This is a genomic window from Ruegeria sp. CDSC025, from assembly GCF_059610805.1.
The window spans coordinates 26,083-44,350 of sequence record NZ_JBXWOJ010000018.1; the positions used below are offsets into that span (position 1 = coordinate 26,083).

At 58.1% G+C, this 18,268-nt stretch carries 15 protein-coding genes; 7 read left to right on the forward strand and 8 right to left on the reverse strand.

Features of this window, described 5'->3' with window-relative positions:
* The first annotated feature begins 8 nt into the window (after window positions 1-8).
* Genes AC2FH8_RS18825 through dxs form a run of 4 tightly spaced genes read left to right on the forward strand, consistent with a single transcriptional unit; the run spans window position 9 to window position 3,986 of the window.
* Window positions 9-935, forward strand: a complete 927-nt coding sequence (locus tag AC2FH8_RS18825) for a histone deacetylase family protein (protein WP_271951702.1) — start codon at window positions 9-11, stop codon at window positions 933-935.
* Window positions 932-1,174, forward strand: a complete 243-nt coding sequence (locus tag AC2FH8_RS18830; protein WP_142640258.1) for an exodeoxyribonuclease VII small subunit — start codon at window positions 932-934, stop codon at window positions 1,172-1,174. The genes AC2FH8_RS18825 and AC2FH8_RS18830 overlap by 4 nt, the downstream gene beginning before the upstream one ends.
* Complete coding sequence (locus tag AC2FH8_RS18835; RefSeq protein ID WP_496678863.1) at window positions 1,175-2,041, forward strand: polyprenyl synthetase family protein; 867 nt, start codon at window positions 1,175-1,177, stop codon at window positions 2,039-2,041. It abuts the gene before it with no gap.
* 16 nt (window positions 2,042-2,057) lie between these two features.
* Window positions 2,058-3,986 (forward strand): 1-deoxy-D-xylulose-5-phosphate synthase, encoded by a 1,929-nt coding sequence (dxs, locus tag AC2FH8_RS18840; protein ID WP_496690458.1) that lies wholly within the window; start codon window positions 2,058-2,060, stop codon window positions 3,984-3,986.
* A gap of 223 nt (window positions 3,987-4,209) precedes the next feature.
* Here dxs and AC2FH8_RS18845 read toward each other — a convergent pair whose 3' ends face one another.
* A complete protein-coding gene (locus tag AC2FH8_RS18845) occupies window positions 4,210-5,406 on the reverse strand; it encodes a BCCT family transporter (RefSeq protein ID WP_496690468.1) in 1,197 nt (398 codons plus the stop codon).
* A 139-nt stretch (window positions 5,407-5,545) separates the two neighbouring features.
* On the opposite strand from AC2FH8_RS18845, the gene AC2FH8_RS18850 reads away from it, so the two are divergent.
* The 3 genes from AC2FH8_RS18850 (at window position 5,546) to msrA (ending at window position 7,473) form a co-directional block, all read left to right on the forward strand.
* Window positions 5,546-6,424 carry a DMT family transporter gene (locus AC2FH8_RS18850; RefSeq protein WP_496690459.1) on the forward strand — a complete coding sequence of 293 codons (879 nt, stop codon included), beginning with the start codon at window positions 5,546-5,548 and terminating at the stop codon, window positions 6,422-6,424.
* 93 nt (window positions 6,425-6,517) lie between these two features.
* Complete coding sequence (gene msrB, locus AC2FH8_RS18855; RefSeq protein ID WP_142640268.1) at window positions 6,518-6,967, forward strand: peptide-methionine (R)-S-oxide reductase MsrB; 450 nt, start codon at window positions 6,518-6,520, stop codon at window positions 6,965-6,967.
* Entirely contained in the window at window positions 6,964-7,473 is a 510-nt protein-coding gene (gene msrA, locus AC2FH8_RS18860; RefSeq protein ID WP_282022325.1) for a peptide-methionine (S)-S-oxide reductase MsrA, read from the forward strand. Before msrB ends, msrA begins: the two co-directional genes overlap by 4 nt.
* A gap of 21 nt (window positions 7,474-7,494) precedes the next feature.
* Here the strand turns inward: msrA and AC2FH8_RS18865 are convergent, their stop codons facing one another.
* The 7 genes from AC2FH8_RS18865 to AC2FH8_RS18895 form a co-directional block, all read right to left on the reverse strand.
* Window positions 7,495-9,498, reverse strand: a complete 2,004-nt coding sequence (locus tag AC2FH8_RS18865; protein WP_496690460.1) for a hydantoinase/oxoprolinase N-terminal domain-containing protein — start codon at window positions 9,496-9,498, stop codon at window positions 7,495-7,497.
* 72 nt (window positions 9,499-9,570) lie between these two features.
* Window positions 9,571-10,608 (reverse strand): tRNA epoxyqueuosine(34) reductase QueG, encoded by a 1,038-nt coding sequence (gene queG / locus AC2FH8_RS18870; protein WP_281995945.1) that lies wholly within the window; start codon window positions 10,606-10,608, stop codon window positions 9,571-9,573.
* Window positions 10,609-10,686: 78 nt separating this feature from the next.
* Window positions 10,687-11,352, reverse strand: coding sequence for an FtsZ-binding protein FzlA (gene fzlA, locus AC2FH8_RS18875; RefSeq protein WP_142640277.1), 666 nt, complete (start codon window positions 11,350-11,352; stop codon window positions 10,687-10,689).
* Between the two features lie 58 nt (window positions 11,353-11,410).
* Window positions 11,411-12,145 carry a monofunctional biosynthetic peptidoglycan transglycosylase gene (mtgA, locus tag AC2FH8_RS18880; protein ID WP_142640279.1) on the reverse strand — a complete coding sequence of 245 codons (735 nt, stop codon included), beginning with the start codon at window positions 12,143-12,145 and terminating at the stop codon, window positions 11,411-11,413.
* 39 nt (window positions 12,146-12,184) lie between these two features.
* Window positions 12,185-13,099, reverse strand: a complete 915-nt coding sequence (locus tag AC2FH8_RS18885) for a Hint domain-containing protein (protein WP_496690461.1) — start codon at window positions 13,097-13,099, stop codon at window positions 12,185-12,187.
* A 184-nt stretch (window positions 13,100-13,283) separates the two neighbouring features.
* A complete protein-coding gene (gltB, locus tag AC2FH8_RS18890; protein ID WP_496690462.1) occupies window positions 13,284-17,816 on the reverse strand; it encodes a glutamate synthase large subunit in 4,533 nt (1,510 codons plus the stop codon).
* The gene (locus tag AC2FH8_RS18895) at window positions 17,813-18,247 is read right to left on the reverse strand and encodes a GFA family protein (RefSeq protein ID WP_281995942.1); all 435 of its coding nucleotides are present in this window, start codon (window positions 18,245-18,247) and stop codon (window positions 17,813-17,815) included. Before AC2FH8_RS18895 ends, gltB begins: the two co-directional genes overlap by 4 nt.
* Window positions 18,248-18,268: the final 21 nt, after the last annotated feature.

Here is an 18,268-nt window from a genome sequence, read left to right on the forward strand (position 1 = left end):
GGATTGTGATGAAAACTGCCCTTTTGACCCATGCGGATTGTCTTGGGCACGTGACACCCGAGGGGCATCCGGAACAAATCGCGCGACTGGAACATATCCTTCATGCGCTGGATAGGCTGGACCTGGATCGTGTGACCGCGCCGCTTGCAGCCGATGATGACCTGCTGCGTATTCACCCCGAAAGCCATATTCGCGACATCCGCAAAAGTCGCCCGACAGAGGGATTCCGGCAGGTGGACGGCGATACATTCATGTCGCCGGGATCTGTAGATGCGGCCTATAGGGCGGCAGGGGCTGTGGTAAAAGCCGTGGATTTAGTGCTGGGCGGAGAAGCCCCAAATGCGTTCTGTGCCATTCGCCCTCCCGGCCATCACGCCGAGAATGAAACCGCTATGGGGTTCTGCCTGTTCGGCAACGCCGCATTGGGGGTGAAACACGCGTTGGATCATCACGGTCTGCGCCGCGTCGCTGTGGTGGATTTCGATGTGCATCACGGCAATGGCACGCAGGATTTGCTGTGGGATGAGGCGCGCGCGTTGGTGATCACCAGCCAACAGATGCCCTTGTGGCCGGGATCAGGCCGCGCCGACGAGACCGGCGCCTTTGAGAACGTCCTGAATATTCCACTGTCTCCCGGAACCGGCGGCGCCGAGATGCGCGCCGCCTATGAAACAATGGCTTTCCCGAGACTGCGCGCCTTCAAACCCGAGCTGATCATAATCTCTGCCGGGTTTGACGCCCATCAGGATGATCCGCTGGCCAATCTGAACTGGGCCACCGAAGATTTCGCCTGGATCACTGCCGAATTGTGCAAGATTGCCGATCAGCATTGCGCGGGACGTATCGTCTCGACTTTGGAGGGCGGGTATGATCTGAAAGCGCTGGCCGAGGCCACACGTGCCCATGTGGAAGAGTTGATGAAGGCAGCCCGATGACAGATACACCCGTTGACCAGATGACATTCGAACAGGCGATGAAGGAGCTTGAGGCCGTTGTCGGCCAGCTGGAGCGTGGAGATGTGGCGCTGGACCAGTCCATCGCCTTGTATGAACGGGGTGCAGCGCTGAAGAAACGCTGCGAGGATGAACTGAAGCGGGCCGAGGAAAAAGTGGCCGCGATCACCTTGGACGCCGATGGTCAACCGACCGGGACGACGGTTGTCGAAGGTCAGTAAATGTTTCGCGAAAGACTGGCGCAGGATGCAACGCTGATTCAGGGCCATTTTGATCTGGTTCTGGGCGCGCTGGACGATCTGGATGTGACACAGGCGATGGCCTATGCCACGCAAGGCGGCAAAGGTCTGCGCGGGTTTTTGGTGCTGGAAAGCGCGCGGCTGCATGATGTGGATACAGCGCGTGCGATCTGGCCTGCCACGGGGATCGAGGCGTTGCACGCCTATTCTCTGGTGCATGATGACCTGCCCTGCATGGATAACGACGATTTGCGTCGCGGGCGCCCGACAGTTCATGTGAAATGGGATGAGGGCATCGCGGTTCTGGCAGGCGACGCGTTGCAGGCGCTGGCATTCGAACTTTGCACCCGTCCCGAAATTGGCCCCGCCGAAATTCGCGCGGAATTGGCCTTGTCTCTGGCGCAGGCAAGCGGAGCGCAGGGCATGGTGCTGGGCCAGGCGCTGGATATCGCGGCGGAATCGGCAGACTCTCCGCTGACGCTGGAAGAAATCACCCATTTGCAGGCAGGAAAAACCGGAGCGCTGATCGAGTGGTCTGCATGCGCCGGCGCGCGTCTGGCCCAAGCTGATCTTGCGCCCTTGCGCCAATATGCCCAATCCCTTGGTCTTGCTTTTCAAATCGCAGATGACATCTTGGATATAGAGGGTAACGCCGAAATTGCGGGCAAGCGCCTTCAGAAGGATGCCGAGGCGGGAAAGGCCACGTTTGTGTCTCTGCTGGGCCTCGACGCCGCCAGAACCCGTGCCGCGGAGCTGGTGGAACAGGCCTGCGCCGCGTTGGAAGGCTATGGCGCGTCGGCTGAAACCTTGAAGGACGCCGCCCGCTTCGTTATTGCCCGGGACAGCTAAGCCAGGAACGCGCCATATGTCTGACCGCCCGAACACTCCTCTGCTGGATCTTGTGAACCGCCCGGCCGACCTGCGGCAGTTTTCGGACGCGCAGCTGCATCAGGTGGCGCAGGAATTACGGGCCGAGACGATCTCGGCCGTGTCGGTCACCGGCGGGCATCTGGGTGCGGGTCTGGGCGTGGTGGAACTGACCACCGCGCTGCATGCGGTATTCGATACGCCGCGTGACAAAATCATCTGGGATGTCGGGCACCAGTGCTATCCGCATAAAATCCTGACCGGGCGGCGCGACCGGATCCGTACCCTGCGCCAACCCGGCGGGTTGAGCGGGTTCACCAAGCGCAGCGAAAGCCCCTATGACCCGTTTGGCGCGGCGCATTCCAGCACCTCGATCAGTGCGGCCCTTGGCTTTGCCGTAGCGCGTGATCTGGGTGGTGTCACACCTGAAGGCCTAGGCGATGCGATTGCGGTAATCGGCGATGGCTCGATGTCGGCGGGTATGGCGTTTGAGGCGATGAACAATGCGGGCCACCTGAAAAAGCGCCTGATCGTTATCCTCAACGACAATGAAATGAGCATCGCACCGCCGGTTGGCGCCCTGTCCAGTTATCTGTCGCGCATCTATGCCGAAGAACCGTTCCACGATCTGAAGGCCGCCGCCAAGGGCGCGGTGTCCTTGTTGCCGGAACCGTTCCGCGAAGGCGCCAAACGCGCCAAGGAAATGCTCAAGGGCATGGCCGTAGGCGGTACATTGTTCGAAGAACTGGGCTTTTCCTATCTCGGCCCGATTGACGGGCACGATATGGACCAATTGCTGCCGGTGCTGCGCACGGTCAAGGCACGGGCGACCGGCCCGATCCTGATCCATGTGTTGACAAAAAAGGGCAAGGGCTATGCCCCCGCCGAGCAGGCCCGCGACAAGGGTCACGCGACCGCGAAATTCGATGTTGTGACGGGTGAGCAAAAGAAGGCGCCGTCAAACGCGCCCTCTTATACGTCGGTCTTCGGCAAGACCCTTGTGGAAGAAGCCGCGCGGGACGACAAGATCGTCGCCGTCACCGCCGCCATGCCCGATGGAACTGGGTTGAACCTGTTTGCCGAACGCTACCCGTCACGTTGTTTCGATGTAGCGATTGCGGAACAACATGGTGTGACGTTCTCGGCGGCTTTGGCTGCGGGCGGGATGAAGCCGTTCTGCACCATGTATTCGACCTTCCTGCAGCGCGGCTATGATCAGGTCGTGCATGATGTGGCCATTCAGCGCCTGCCCGTGCGATTTGCCATCGACCGCGCTGGTCTGGTGGGCGCTGATGGGGCGACCCATGCCGGATCGTTTGACATTGCCTATCTGGCCAACCTACCGGGCATGGTCGTGATGGCCGCCGCAGATGAGGCCGAGCTGATGCATATGGTGGCCACCGCCGCCGCCCACGACGAAGGCCCGATCGCCTTCCGCTATCCCCGCGGTGAAGGCGTGGGCGTGGACCTGCCCGAGCGTGGTGAAGTGTTTAGAATCGGCAAAGGCCGGATAATTCAGAAGGGCGCGCGTGTGGCATTGCTGTCTTTCGGTACGCGCTTGGCCGAAGTACAAAAAGCCGCCGAGGCCCTATCCGCACGCGGCATAACCCCCACCATCGCCGATGCACGTTTCGCCAAACCGCTGGACCGCGACCTGATCCTGAATCTGGCCTCCGATCATGAGGCGCTGATCACCATCGAAGAGGGTGCGATTGGCGGTTTCGGCAGCCATGTGGCGCAGCTACTGGCCGATGAGGGTGTGTTTGATCAGGGCCTTAAATACCGCTCGATGGTGTTTCCGGATATCTTCATTGATCAGGCAAACCCGGCGGATATGTATGCGGTTGCCGGTATGAATGCCGAACAGATCGAGGCCAAGGTCCTGTCTGTTCTGGGTGTGGCCACGATTGGTGAAAAACGCGCCTGAGGGAACATTGAGGTTATCAACTCCAAGGAAGATGGAACCTCAAGAGAGCTCTCCAGTGAATGACGATTGAACTAAGCCAACATAAGTAAAAGATATTGCAAGTTTGTGATTTCACACGTGTCGCTTTGTTTGGCCTTTTTGACCCTTTCCGCATTGCTTACACAGTCGCGGCCAAAAAAATACGGGCACCAAGGCGCCCGTATTAGCTTTTTCTCGATGTTGATCAGTGAACCGCCTCGACCTTGTGGAAATCCAGATCACGGTCTTCGGGCATCCCAGTTATGCTCAGCACCTCTTTGCGTTTGGTGATCAGGATATAAACCACACAGGCCAGATAGAGGCCGACAACAACTGCGCCGATCCACTGGATCTGCAACCACTGGCTTTGGAACAGCAAGGTCAGGACGAACAGCAGCACAACATTGCCCGCCACATAGATCGCTTTACCAAAGCGGGCGACTGTCATGTTCAGGTTGTCCGTATAGAGCCTGATCAACGAATCCAGTGAGTTGATCACGAAGGTCACGCCCACAATCACCATCGCAATGTTGGTGATGCCTGCGGTACTGATGCCGTTCAGGTGGTAATAGTAGAGAACGGTGAACCAGATCGCCAAAGGTATCGACGGAAAGATCAGCAGAGCAGCCAGTAGCTGCCAGGTCTTCAGCCCACCTACAAAGCGAGATGTGAACTGGCCGATCATGATCGACCAGGCAAACCACCAGAACAGGTAGAAGGCGTGATAATCTGTCAGCGGCAGGACAAACTTGTGCAGGTTGGTGAAATAGGCACCAACATTGCTTCCGGTTTCCACAAAGCCATTCACGCCCATGCCCGCAGCAACCCACATGCCCAGGATCAGTGCCAGGAACAAAAAGGTCGAGCCCACCGACAGGATACGCACGTATTTCAGGTCGGTCGAAGAATAGGCCGCTGCCAGAATGACGACAAACACGATGACATAGAAGGTGGTGACCACTGACTCGCCGTCTCCGACCTCGGGCAGGTAGCCGGGCAGGTAGATCAGGAACAGGCTGGCGGTGAAAGCGCAGGTGCCGATGATGACCACATTGTTGATCAGCTTGACCAGCGGGATTTCAAAGAACTTCACGCGCGGCTCGATGACACAGAAATAGAACGCGGTCAGAAAGTAGAACGCCCAGATCAGAAAGCCCCAGAACCCGAATTCGATCGCCAGTGGGTTGGCAAACGCATAGGCGGGGTCTTCGGCATAGCCGCCGAATTCGGTCAGCGGAAACATGATCAGGCCGACATCCAACCCGGATGTGAACAGAATCGCGATGAAGGTGAACAGATGAACCGGCGTTACGCCGACGATCCGCAGATTCCACCACTTCACCACAAAGAAGGCAACAAGGCCCAACGCCAGCAAGACGCCAAATGATAGTATGTACTCCAATAGCACCGACAATCCTCCCATTAATGTCAGTTCATGACGCTGTTATAGTTTATTGGCTGATCAATCAATAAAAACAGCACTGCTTGCGGCGCGCGCTTATTCGGTCAACAGTGCGCGAAAATCTGAACAGGGGGTCGCGATGGATTTTCGCGCAATGGCCATTGGGCTGACATTTGCGTTTATCTGGTCTTCGGCCTTCACCTCGGCCCGGATCATCGTGGCGGACGCATCGCCGTTGTTTTCCCTGGCTCTGCGGTTTCTGATCTCGGGTTTGATTGGCGTCGTGATTGCACGGGCGATGGGTCAAAGCTGGCGGCTGACGCGGTCACAATGGTATGCCACCATCTTGTTCGGGATTTGTCAAAATGCCCTTTATTTGGGCCTAAACTTCTATGCGATGCAAACAATCGAGGCCTCTGTTGCCGCCATCATCGCCTCGACCATGCCATTGCTGGTTGCCTTGGCCAGTTGGCTGTTTATGGGCGACAGATTACGGCCAGTTGGAATTGTCGGCCTGTGTGCCGGGTTCGCCGGTGTTGCTCTGATCATGAGCAGTCGGATCGGCGACGGCGTTGATCTGTTCGGCGTCATGCTTTGTGGCATTGGAGCGCTTGCGCTGACATTTGCCACGCTCGCAGTGCGTGGGGCGACATCGGGCGGGAATTTCATGATGGTGGTTGGCTTACAGATGCTGGTCGGATCGGCCATTCTGTTTGTTGCAGCACCGGTATTCGAAACGATTCATTTCCACTTGACGGTGCCGCTGGTCCTGGCCTTCACCTATACAACTCTGTTTCCCGGCCTTCTGGCCACGTTCATCTGGTTCCTGCTGCTGGATCGGATCGGCGCAACCCGGGCGGCCACGTTTCACTTTCTCAACCCGGTCTTTGGTGTCACCATCGCCGCGATCTTGTTGGGCGAAAAACTGGGGCCGCTGGATGCGGTCGGGGTTCTTATCACAACACTGGGCATTCTGGCGGTGCAACTGTCTCGCCAACCCGGCAGAAAACCAGCCTGACCTTGCACAACTGCGCGAGCCCGGCAGAACACCCTTTGCTTTCCGCCAATAATCCCCATCTATTATGCGAACCACCAGAAGTCCGGAGGAGCAATGACCCGTTACACCAAATCCCCTGAGGCCGTCGCCGCATTGTCGCCCGAGGAATACCACGTCACGCAAAACAGCGGCACCGAACGGCCCGGAACTGGCAAACTGCTGAATAACAAAGAACCCGGCATCTACGTGGATATCGTCTCGGGTGAGCCTTTGTTCGCCTCGGCGCACAAGTACGAATCCGGCTGCGGCTGGCCCAGTTTCACCAAACCAATCGTGCATGAGCATGTTGAAGAACTGCGCGATGCCTCGCTGGGTATGATCCGGACCGAAGTTCGCTCGAAACATGGCGATAGCCATTTGGGGCATGTATTTCCCGACGGCCCCCGCGAACATGGCGGGCTGCGATACTGTATCAACTCAGCCTCATTACGGTTCGTCCATCGCGATCAGATGGAAGCCGAAGGCTATGGCGAATTCCTGATTCATGTGGAGGAGATCGAATGACCGAACATCGCGCCGTTCTTGCCGGGGGCTGCTTTTGGGGCATGCAGGATCTGATCCGCAAACGCCCGGGCGTTTTCCGCACTCGCGTCGGATATACTGGTGGAGACGTGCCCAACGCCACTTATCGCAACCACGGCACCCATGCCGAGGGGATCGAGATTTTTTACGATCCTACCGTGACCACCTATCGCGATCTGCTTGAGTTTTTCTTTCAGATCCATGACCCGACTACGGTGAATCGGCAAGGGAACGACATGGGGATGAGCTATCGCTCGGCCATTTATTATGTCGATGACGCCCAGAAACAGGTCGCCCTGGACACCATTGCCGATGTGAATGCCAGTGGCATCTGGCCCGGCAAAGTCGTGACCGAACTGGAACCCGTTGGCGATTTCTGGGAGGCCGAGTCCGAGCATCAGGATTATCTTGAACGCATCCCGAACGGCTATACCTGCCATTTCCCGCGCCCGGATTGGGTTCTGCCCAAACGCGACGCGGCCGAGTAAGGATTAGCCCCGGATCAGGGGCTAGTCCGACGCTACCCGCGGCCGTCCACTGGCCTCGACGGTGATCATTGCCTCAACAAAGACCTCCTGCGCTTCGATACGGGCGGTGCGGATATCCCGGTCGACGATCACTCGGATATCCTCGGCACCGGCTCCGCGCACTTCTCCTTCCGCCTCAGCCCTCAGGATGGATTCCAGCAGCGCCATCGCCTCGTCAGAATCGCTAAAGTCCTGAGGCCCGTCTTCAAGATGCACCCTGTACCGCCCTTCGGATGGCGCGGTGACGGTCCCGGCCCGGCGCAGTGTCAGCCTGCCAACCACAGCTCCAATCGCATTGGCCACGCCCGTGTGTTCCGGCAGAATCATGCGGCATCGCAATCTTTCCCCGACTGCGGGGTAATAGCTGGGGGCCGACGCCCCAAGACCAATCACATCCACATTCAGTGCCGCGTCCAGCGCCACCAAACCGCGATGCCCGGCCAGACCTTTCCGCGTCAAAACATGCCGGGCCAGATCGGGTGCCGGAACGCCGAACTCCTCGGCTTCTTCTGAGAAAGCGGTCTCTAACAAGGTCAAAGAGGTTTGTTCGGTCAGCTGATCAACGATCATCTGCGCCAACAGATCCGGTGTTGCAGCCAGCATATCGCCGGTGCCAATCCGTTTTCGCGCCACCAGTTCCAGCGCTTTGCGTGCAGCCTCTGCGTCCCAGGCATCCAAACGGCCCAGAACATGGCTGGCATCCGAAGGTGTCACGCCGGATACCTGAACGATTCCACGATCCACCAAACGAGTAAGTGCGCCTGTTTCCATCCGCGTTTTAATCAAATCGGACAGCGGCAGGACCTTCTGCCCCAAACGATCCACTAGGGCGGTTTCCCTTGCCCCCAGACCTTCGGCATGAACACCCGGTACCAGACGTGCGAACCGGGTGTCATGTTCACCCACGGTTGGGGCCCGCAACTGCGCATCCAAGGCCGTGTGAACCTCGTCGGGCGCTTCTGACGCGATCAGAGATACGGGCAAAACACGGCGCGGTCCCAGGAAGATGCCCCCGCCCAGCCCTTCGGTTACAACATGTACCTGACTGTCCCCGCCCAACCCGTGGGTCCGCATTGCGACGGCCTCCACCATGGTGCGAAAGCCGCCAACCCTGGCACCTTCGGGATCAATGGCGGGCTTGCCATCCCGGATCAAGGCGACATCGGTCGTGGTACCACCGATATCTGATACCAGCGCGTTCTCGGCTCCCGTTAGCCAGCGCGCCCCGACGATCGAGGCCGCAGGGCCGCTCAAAATCGTTTCAATCGGTCGATCCCGCGCCTGTTCGGCGCTCATCAACGCTCCGTCGCCTCGAACCACCATCATTGGCGCTGAAATACCTAGCGTCACAAGCTGATCCTGTGCCCGTCCGATCAACCGGTCGATCATGCCAATCAACCGCGCATTCAGCACCGCTGTCACCGCACGTTTTGGGCCATTCAACCTGGCCGACAGATGGTGCGAACATGTCACCGGCGCACCCGTCCGATCAGTAATAATGCGGGCGACCTCAAGTTCATGCGCCGGGTTTCTGGTGGCGAACTGACCGGCCACAGCGAAACCTGAAACCCCTGAATTAGAGTCTAAAAAGGCTTCAATCGCCTGAACATCCAATGGCCTGGCCTCTGTTCCAGCATGCGTGTGACCGCCCGCCACAACCAAAGCAGGATCCCCTTTCAAAGCATCCCGCAGACCATGCTTTTCCAGATCTCCTTCCCTGAACCCGATATAGACAAGGGCAACCCGGCCACCCTGCCCTTCGACCAGCGCATTCGTGGCCAATGTCGTTGACAGCGACGCCATTGAGATCTGCTCCGGTGACACCTGAGCCTGCGTCAGAACCGCAGAAATCGCCTTGCCAACGCCAATCGCCAGATCAGCTCGTGTTGTCAGAGATTTGGCTGAAGCAATCACCTCAGTCTCATCCCGGACCAGCACCGCATCCGTATAGGTTCCGCCTGTATCAACCCCCAAAGCCAGCGCCATCGGGTTCTCCTTCCTGTTCACTGTGATTGGGTTTAGCGGTTTGCACCGACACGTCCAGCCTGTTTGCGGCACCTAGGAGAGTTGTTTGACCGCCCAGCGCGCGGCATCTGCCACGGCTGAATCCGGATCCTCTGTCAAATCCTGTGCAATCGGTATCAACCCCTGCAGGCCTGAGTTGCCAATGGCGTACAGCACATTTCGCACAAACCGGTCCCGTCCAATCCGCTTAATTGGAGAGCCCGAGAATTTCGTTCGAAATTCCGGATCGTCCAGGCCAGCCAATTCTGCCAGCCGAGGAGCCTTCAGATCCTCACGCGCTGCATAGCGCATGTCACTGGCCGTGACTGCGAATTTGTTCCAGGGGCAGGCGGCAAGGCAATCATCGCAACCATAGATCCGATTGCCGAGTTTCGCGCGCAGGTCTTCATCAACCGGACCCTTGTGTTCGATTGTCAGGTAAGAAATGCAGCGCCGCGCGTCCAACTGATAAGGCGCCGGGAATGCGTCTGTCGGACAGGCGGCCAAACAGGCCCGGCAGGATCCACAGTGATCCACCTCTGCTTGATCCGAAGGTAGGTCCAGAGTTGTAAAAACAGACCCTATAAAGGCCCAATTTCCCCAATCGCGACTTACAAGATTGGTGTGCTTACCCTGCCATCCCAACCCCGCAGCATGACCCAAGGCCTTTTCCGGAACCGGGGCGGTATCGACAAAGACCTTCACCTCGCCACCAGCCTCGGCTATCAACCAGCGGGCTAACCTTTTGAGCCGCTTCTTGACCAGGTCGTGATAGTCCTTGTTCTGCGCATAGACTGAGATCGCCCCCTTCTCGGGGTGGTCCAGAATCTCGGTTGGATCATGTTCGGGCGCATAGCTTTCTGCCAACATGATCACCGATTTCGCCTCGGGCCAGAGCGCTGCCGGATCGCCTCGCCAATGGGTCCGCTCGGCCATCCATCCCATTTGCCCGTGATATTCGGCCTGCAGGAACGCCTCCAGCCGGGCGGGCACTTCGGGGACATCCCACGGGCGACAAATGCGACAAGACACAAAGCCCTCGCTCAGCGCCTGTGCCGCCAGCCTATCCTTTAAACCCGATCCGCTCTTCATCTGGCCCTAAATACCTTCGGGGGGAATCGCGCCCCAAGGCGCGATGGGGGGGCAGACAGCCCCCCTTGTGCGACCCTATCAGAAATCCAGATCTGCGTAATGGGTGGGCGGCCTGAACCCAGGAACCTGATCCGCCAGGATCGACCGGAAAGCAGGTCGGGATTTGATCTTGGCGTACCAGTCTTTAACCGCCTGAGACCGATTCCAATCCACGTCTGAGATATAATCCAGCGTCGATAGATGCGCCGCAGCCGCAAAATCGGCCAATGTCATCTGATCCCCGGCCAGCCAACGGCGGTGATCCAGCAACCAGGCCATGTAATCCAGATGATACTTGATGGCCTTGGCACCTTGCTTGACATTTTTGCTGTCAGGATAGCCCTGACCGGTAACTTTCTTGTTCACGCGCTCATAAACCAGTTTGGATGTCACCTCGTGATGGAACTTGTCATCAAACCAGGCCACCAGCCGACGCACTTCGTATCGAGCCTCCGGCGTTTGGGGCATCAGCGCAGGATCGGGCCGGGTTTCTTCGATATATTCGCAAATCGCGTTGCTTTCGGACATGATCTTTCCGTCCAGACGAAGAACCGGGACTTTTCCGGCCGGGTTGCGCCGCAGGAAATCCGGGTCTTTCTCCCAGTATTTCTCCTCGACCAGCTCAACCTCAATCTTCTTTTCCGCCAGTGACAGGCGCACCTTGCGGCAGAAGGGGGACAAGGGAACATGAAACAAACGCGCCATGGGCTTCCAATCGAACCAGTGAATACACTCAAGCTTTAGCCTTGCAGGGCCTTGGGTTTCAATCCTCGAAACAATCCGCGCGACCATCTGCGCGAATGGTGGCCGCCCCATCGAGGATCGAGGCAGCCCGTCTGCGTGTGCGGACCGACGGATCCCGAACGGACCTGTTTTTGGGAGAAGGCAGGATTGCGGCAATACGTGCGGCCTGAACTGGCGACAGCTGGGCCGCGGTCACATTGAAGTTGCGCTGGGCTGCGGCCTCAACGCCAAACACACCTTCGCCAGTCTCGGCCACGTTCAAATAGACCTCGAGAATGCGCTGCTTGCTCCAGAAAATCTCGACCACGGGCGTGAGAGATGTCTCAAGCGCCTTACGCACCCAACTGCGCCCCTGCCACAGGAACACATTCTTCACCACTTGCTGCGTGATGGTTGAGGCGCCACGTGTACCGCCTTCCTCCAAAGCATCGCGAATGGCATCGACATCAAACCCCCAGTGCAGGCAGAAATTGGCATCCTCTGCCGCCACCACGGATCGCGCCATGACGGGCGAGATCTGTTCAATCGGCACCCAATCGCGCTGAACCTTGCCCAGCCGCCGCCATTCAGACCAGATCGTATGGGTTACCGGGGGATTCACCACAGAAAAAAGCACCACAAGCGCCACAACAAACGCAACCAGACCCAATACCGCGCGGGTCACCCAGCGGCGAATCCGCGATTGTGTCTGGTTCTTTGCCTTCGACGCCTTGCTTTTCTTACTGCTCGATTTGCGCGCTGCTTTCTTTGCCATATTGTTGCTATACGACGCGGCGGCGATGTTTGGAACGGATTAAATCGCCAAAGCGCGCGCCTCGCGCGGGCGTATCACGGGACGGGCGGTTTCTGGCAGGACCGCGTCGCGGGTCTGCAATTCGGGAAACAGGGCCAGAACTTCAGCCTTTGTTTCGGCGTCAGACTGAGAGAGCGCGTGCCCCGGGTAATAACTTTCGCTTTTGGCCCCATTTGCAATGACGATCTCATGGCGCGAAAAGAGAAGATGAATATAGTCGATCTGACCACCCTCAACACGCGTAACAGAATCCCCGTTGACCAGGCAATGCGCTGCGATCAGCACTTCGGTATGGCCGAACAAATACGGCGCCCGCCAGTCCGAGACCAGCATCCGGTGCTGTGGCGATACGATCAAAGGCTGTTCCAGCCCCAGCACGCCAGCCTCAAACCGAATGGGCGCCAGCTTGCCTTCGGCCTCAACCGTGGTCCGCCCCATCCAAAGCAGCGGCTGCGCACCGTTGTCCGATGTGATGACCATATCGCCGGGCTTCAGATCTTCGATAATACGAGGGCCATCAGCCGTTTCGATCAGCGTTCCGGGGGTGAAACAGGGCGGGCCAAGATTGCCAACATCTAGCGGCCCCTGCGTGTTGACAAAGGTTGATGAGACAAACGTGCCCGGTTGCAGAACCTGCCCGTCTGTTGGTGTAAAGACACGGGTTCCGTCAGCAAGATAGAAGGTCGTGCCGGTATAGGTGACATTGCCAACGCCTGTCACGTTAATCGTAACAACATCACCCGGCCACGACGAAGTAACATCCTGGCCGTTTACCGTATCCCCGCTGGGCGCGTCGATCTCGCCATCGTCATCCACATCGGTGAGGTTGAATTTATCAACAACTACCGATGTACCGCCCGGTGGCGGATTCGCGGGGTCAAACGAATAAAACTGATCAAGATAGGTGGTTGGCATCTAACAGACTCCTACGCGTTCGCACGACTGCAAAGCAGCCTAACCGCAACTTCCGAACAAAAAGTGACGAAATCTAGGCTTATTGGGCCCGTTTCGACAAGCAAACGACCACCTAGGACCAATAAAAGAAAACCCCACGTGGTTTAAAAGACACGCGGGGTTGCCATTTTCATTAGTCCTCAGATTACTCTGCAGGAACCGCTGTTGCCTCGACCGCCAACGGATGGCTAAGCTTGTTCAGCATCTCTTTCGGGCAGACCTGGATAAAGTTCGCCTTCTCGACCTCCCAGTGCTGCAGGATATCCGCAGCCTTGCGGCTAATGGTTTCGGCCTGATGGGTTTCGATCAGCGATTTCAGCTGATCTTCCCAATGGCCAATGGTCACGGGGCATGTCACCAGCGTTTCCATATTCATCAGCGCCTGCGCCTTGCCGTCGGGGTCGTACAGGTAAGCCATGCCGCCTGTCATGCCCGCTCCGAAATTGGCGCCGATACTGCCCAGGATCACGGCGACCCCGCCGGTCATGTATTCGCACCCGTTCGAGCCGCAGCCTTCGATCACCACCTTGGCGCCTGAATTGCGCACAGCGAACCGTTCCCCGGCGCGGCCTGCTGCAAACAGATACCCGTCCGTGGCCCCATACAGAACCGTGTTGCCAATGATGGTGTTGTCATCCGCCTTCAGCGGGCTGACCTGCGGTGGACGCACAACAATCATACCACCAGACAAGCCCTTTCCGACATAGTCATTGGCATCACCCGAAACTTCAAGCTTGAGTCCCGGCGCTGCAAACGCTCCCAGCGACTGACCGGCAGAGCCCTGCAGCTTCACGTGCAGGTGATCCGACTGGAACGTGTTCCGCATCCCGAAATTTTGCACGATATGGCTGGAAACCCGCGTCCCAACGGTTCGGTGCGTGTTTTGCACTGCGTAAGACAGCTGCATTTTCTCGCCGTCTTTCAGGAACCGGGCGGCATCGCGCACGATTTCCGCATCCAGCGTATCGGGCACCGCGTTCCGGTCTCTGTCGCGATTATAGACGATGTTATGGGCACCATCGACGGTGATCAGCAGCGGGTTGAGGTCCAGATCATCCAGATGCGCCGACCCTCGGCTGACCTGCGCTAGCAGATCTGCCCGACCGATGATCTCGTCAATCGAGCGCGCACCCAGGCTGGCCAGCAGCTCGCGCACTTCTTGCGCGTAGAAGGTGATCAGGTTGACGACCTTATCGGCATTACCGGTGAATTTGGCGCGCAGGCTTTCGTCCTGAGTACACACGCCAACTGGGCAAGTGTTGGACTGGCACTGACGCACCATGATACAGCCCATCGCGATAAGGGCGGCAGTGCCTATACCGTATTCCTCGGCCCCCATCATCGCGGCCATGACGATGTCACGACCGGTACGCAAGCCGCCATCGGTTCGCAGGGTCACGCGATCCCGCAGGTTGTTCATCGCCAGAACCTGATGCGCCTCGGTCAGGCCCATCTCCCACGGCAGACCAGCATATTTGATGGATGTCGCAGGCGACGCGCCGGTGCCGCCATTGTGACCCGAAATAAGGATAATGTCCGCTTTTGCCTTGGCTACACCTGCAGCAATCGTGCCAACACCCGAGGACGCCACCAGCTTGACCGTCACCTTGCAGCGCGGGTTGATCTGTTTCAGATCATAGATCAACTGCGCCAGATCCTCGATCGAATAGATATCGTGGTGCGGCGGCGGTGAGATCAGTGTTACACCCTTGGTCGAATGGCGCAGGCGCGCAATCAGGTCGGTGACCTTCATGCCAGGCAACTGACCGCCCTCACCGGGTTTGGCACCCTGGGCAACCTTGATTTCCAGCTCTTCGCACTGGTTCAGGTATTCGGCGGTTACACCGAACCGGCCCGAAGCCACCTGTTTGATCTTGGCCGAGGGGTTGTCACCATTGGGTTCCGGCACGAAATGCGCCGGATCTTCGCCGCCCTCGCCGCTGTCGGATTTCGCCCCGATCCGGTTCATCGCAACGTTCAGCGTCTTGTGCGCCTCGGGCGACAGCGCCCCCAGCGACATGCCCGGCGTCACGAACCGTTTGCGGATCGAGGTGATAGATTCCACCTCTTCAATCGGGATCGGCTTGCTCAGCGGTTTGAAATCCATCAGGTCGCGCAGATGGATCGGCGGGTTCGATTGCATCTTGGCCGAATACTGCTTCCACAGCTCGTAAGACGCCTTATTGCAGGCCATCTGCAGCATGTGCATCGAGGTCGCTTCCCACGCATGGGTCTCGCCTGATTTACGCGCCTTATAGAAACCACCGATCGGCAGAACATCCAGACCGCTAACCCAACCCTTGGCATGGATCTCTTCGGCCTTGGATTGAATGCCGGTAACACCGATTCCAGAAATCCGGCTGGTCATACCGGGAAAAAATTCGGCGACCATGGCACGGCTGAGGCCCACAGCCTCAAAGTTCAATCCGCCACGATAGGATGAGATCACCGAAATCCCCATCTTGGCCATGATTTTCAGCAAGCCCTGGTCAATCGCCTCGCGGTACCGCGCGACGTTTTCGGTCAGGCTGCCATCCAGCAACCCGCGATCAATACGATCGGCCAGAGAATCTTCGGCCAGATAGGCGTTGACCACAGTGGCCCCGCACCCGATCAGAACGGCGAAGTAATGCGGATCAACGCATTCCGCCGACCGCACGTTCAGCGAGCAGAATGTGCGCAGACCCTTGCGGGTCAGATGCGAATGCACCGCGCTTGTTGCCAGGATCATTGGCATCGCCACGCGACCCTGACCTGAATTCATATCGGACAACACCAAATGCCCCGCGCCCGAGCGCACGGCCTCTTCGGCTTCGGCTCTAATACGGGCCAAAGCTGCGCCCAGCGCCCCTTGTCCGGCTTCAAAGCTACAGTCGATTTCTGCCAATGGGGCATTGAAGTTTTCTGCCAGTGCTTCCCATTGGGCATTGCCCACAAACGGGCTTTCCAGCACGATAATTTCGGTCTGGCTGCTGTCTTCATCCAGCACGTTTTTCAGGTTTCCGAACCGGGTTTTCAGCGACATCACACGATATTCGCGCAACGAGTCGATGGGAGGGTTGGTCACCTGGCTGAAGTTCTGGCGGAAGAAATGGCTGAGCGGACGGTACTGTTTCGACAGAACAGCGGATGGCGTGTCATCCCCCATCGAAGCCAGTGCCTCTTTTCCATCTTCGGCCATTGGCGCCAGAATCTGCTCCAGTTCCTCGATCGAATATCCGGCGGCGATCTGACGCTTGCGCAGCTCCTCGCCCGCATAGATCGGCGCTTCGGTGATTCCAGCCAGAGACTCGTCCAAATCGTTGATCTTGCCGACCCAATCGCCGAATGGCAGTGCGCGGGCCAGCTTGTTCTTGATCTGCGTATCGCGATACAGCTTGCCCTTTTTCATATCCACGGCCAGCATTTGGCCCGGGCCCAACGCGCCTTTTTCGGTCACGCTGGCCTCATCAATCGGGACCATCCCGGCCTCGGAGCCTGCAATTACAAGACCATCTCCAGTGACCACATAACGCATCGGACGCAATCCATTCCGGTCAAGACCGGCACAGACCCAGCGGCCATCGGTCATGGCCAACGCGGCAGGGCCATCCCAGGGTTCCATCACCGAGTTGCAGTAAGAATACATGTCGCGCCAGGCCTGCGGCAGTTCCACAGCTTGCTTGGACCAGCTTTCGGGCACCAGCATGGTTTTCGCCATCGGGGCCGAGCGGCCTGCGCGTACAAGAACTTCGAATACAGAGTCTAATGCGGCAGAATCCGACGATCCACCAGCGATGATCGGTTTGATATCCTCGGCGTAATCGCCAAAGGTGCCGCTGGCCATGCGGATTTCATGGCTTTTCATCCAGTTGACGTTGCCCCTGAGAGTGTTGATCTCACCGTTATGGGCCAGCATGCGGAAGGGCTGGGCGAGCCACCATTGCGGGAAGGTGTTGGTCGAATAGCGCTGGTGATAGATGGCAAAGGCGGATTCGAATCGTTCATCCATCAGATCGGGGTAGAAAACCGCAACCTGCTCGGCCAGCATCATGCCCTTGTAGATGATTGACCGGCAGGACAGTGACGCCAGATACAGCCCGGAAATCCCGGCCGCTGCGGCAGCCTTTTCAATGCGACGACGGATGACATAAAGCTCACGCTCGAATGTCTCTTCGTCCACGCCTTTGGAATTCGAGATCAGGATCTGCTCAATCTCGGGCCGGGTCGCGTTGGCCTTTTCGCCGAGGCAGGTGACATCAACCGGAACGTGGCGCCAGCCATAGATATAATAACCCATGCGCAGCACTTCGGATTCAACGATGGTCCGGCACTGTTCCTGCGCGCCGAAATCGGTGCGGGGCAGAAAGACCTGACCAACCGCGATCAGCTGATCCAATTTGGGCTCGTGCCCAGTGCGACGGATCTGGTCATAGAAGAAAGGAACCGGGATTTGCACATGGATACCCGCGCCGTCGCCGGTCTTGCCATCCGCATCTACCGCGCCGCGGTGCCAGATCGCCTTGAGCGCGGCGATGCCAGCATCCACAACCTTGCGTGACGGCTTGCCATCGACTGAGACCACAAGACCCACACCGCAGGACGAATGCTCTTCTTCCTCGGAATAGAGACCGTTTTCGGCCATGAACTGACGTTTGGCTTCTTCGGCCCGCACCCAATCGGCATCATATTTGGTCATTGGCTGTCTCCTTCTTCCGGCAGGCCGTACATGGCTTCGACCTCAGCTTTGGTCATCTGCCGACGCTCGCCTGCGAACGCGTACCCGTCAGGCTTTTTGTCGATATAAAGTTCCAGTTGCAGCGGATTGTCCGTGTCGTCGAACAGGCCTGCTGCCATTTGGGTATGCCCGTGCATTTCACCCGGCAGCGTGATCCGGTACCAAAGGGCCGATCCGCAATCGGCGCAAAATGCACGTTCCGCCCAATCCGAGGACGTAAAGGTCTTAACCGGCCCAAGGGCCGCATACCCCTCTTGCGCGGGAAACGTTATCAGCATCGAGCTGGTCCAGCGGCGACACTGGTCGCAATGGCACGCGCCCAACGAATCTTTCGCCGGGGTGGCAGTCACTGTGACCGCGCCGCACATACATTGGCCTTGCAATTCGGGCATCTCTGTCCCTCCTGTCGCGGG

Bases quoted from the DNA above. Each gene is read 5' to 3' on its own strand.
- msrA (WP_282022325.1), top strand. From the start codon at position 6,964: ATGACCGAACATCGCGCCGTTCTTGCCGGGGGCTGCTTTTGGGGCATG.
- AC2FH8_RS18825 (WP_271951702.1), top strand. From the start codon at position 9: ATGAAAACTGCCCTTTTGACCCATGCGGATTGTCTTGGGCACGTGACA.
- dxs (WP_496690458.1), top strand. From the start codon at position 2,058: ATGTCTGACCGCCCGAACACTCCTCTGCTGGATCTTGTGAACCGCCCG.
- fzlA (WP_142640277.1), bottom strand. From the start codon at position 11,352: ATGGCGCGTTTGTTTCATGTTCCCTTGTCCCCCTTCTGCCGCAAGGTG.
- AC2FH8_RS18885 (WP_496690461.1), bottom strand. From the start codon at position 13,099: ATGCCAACCACCTATCTTGATCAGTTTTATTCGTTTGACCCCGCGAAT.
- gltB (WP_496690462.1), bottom strand. From the start codon at position 17,816: ATGACCAAATATGATGCCGATTGGGTGCGGGCCGAAGAAGCCAAACGT.
- AC2FH8_RS18865 (WP_496690460.1), bottom strand. From the start codon at position 9,498: ATGGCGCTGGCTTTGGGGGTTGATACAGGCGGAACCTATACGGATGCG.
- queG (WP_281995945.1), bottom strand. From the start codon at position 10,608: ATGAAGAGCGGATCGGGTTTAAAGGATAGGCTGGCGGCACAGGCGCTG.
- AC2FH8_RS18830 (WP_142640258.1), top strand. From the start codon at position 932: ATGACAGATACACCCGTTGACCAGATGACATTCGAACAGGCGATGAAG.
- AC2FH8_RS18895 (WP_281995942.1), bottom strand. From the start codon at position 18,247: ATGCCCGAATTGCAAGGCCAATGTATGTGCGGCGCGGTCACAGTGACT.
- msrB (WP_142640268.1), top strand. From the start codon at position 6,518: ATGACCCGTTACACCAAATCCCCTGAGGCCGTCGCCGCATTGTCGCCC.
- AC2FH8_RS18835 (WP_496678863.1), top strand. From the start codon at position 1,175: ATGTTTCGCGAAAGACTGGCGCAGGATGCAACGCTGATTCAGGGCCAT.
- AC2FH8_RS18850 (WP_496690459.1), top strand. From the start codon at position 5,546: ATGGATTTTCGCGCAATGGCCATTGGGCTGACATTTGCGTTTATCTGG.
- mtgA (WP_142640279.1), bottom strand. From the start codon at position 12,145: ATGGCAAAGAAAGCAGCGCGCAAATCGAGCAGTAAGAAAAGCAAGGCG.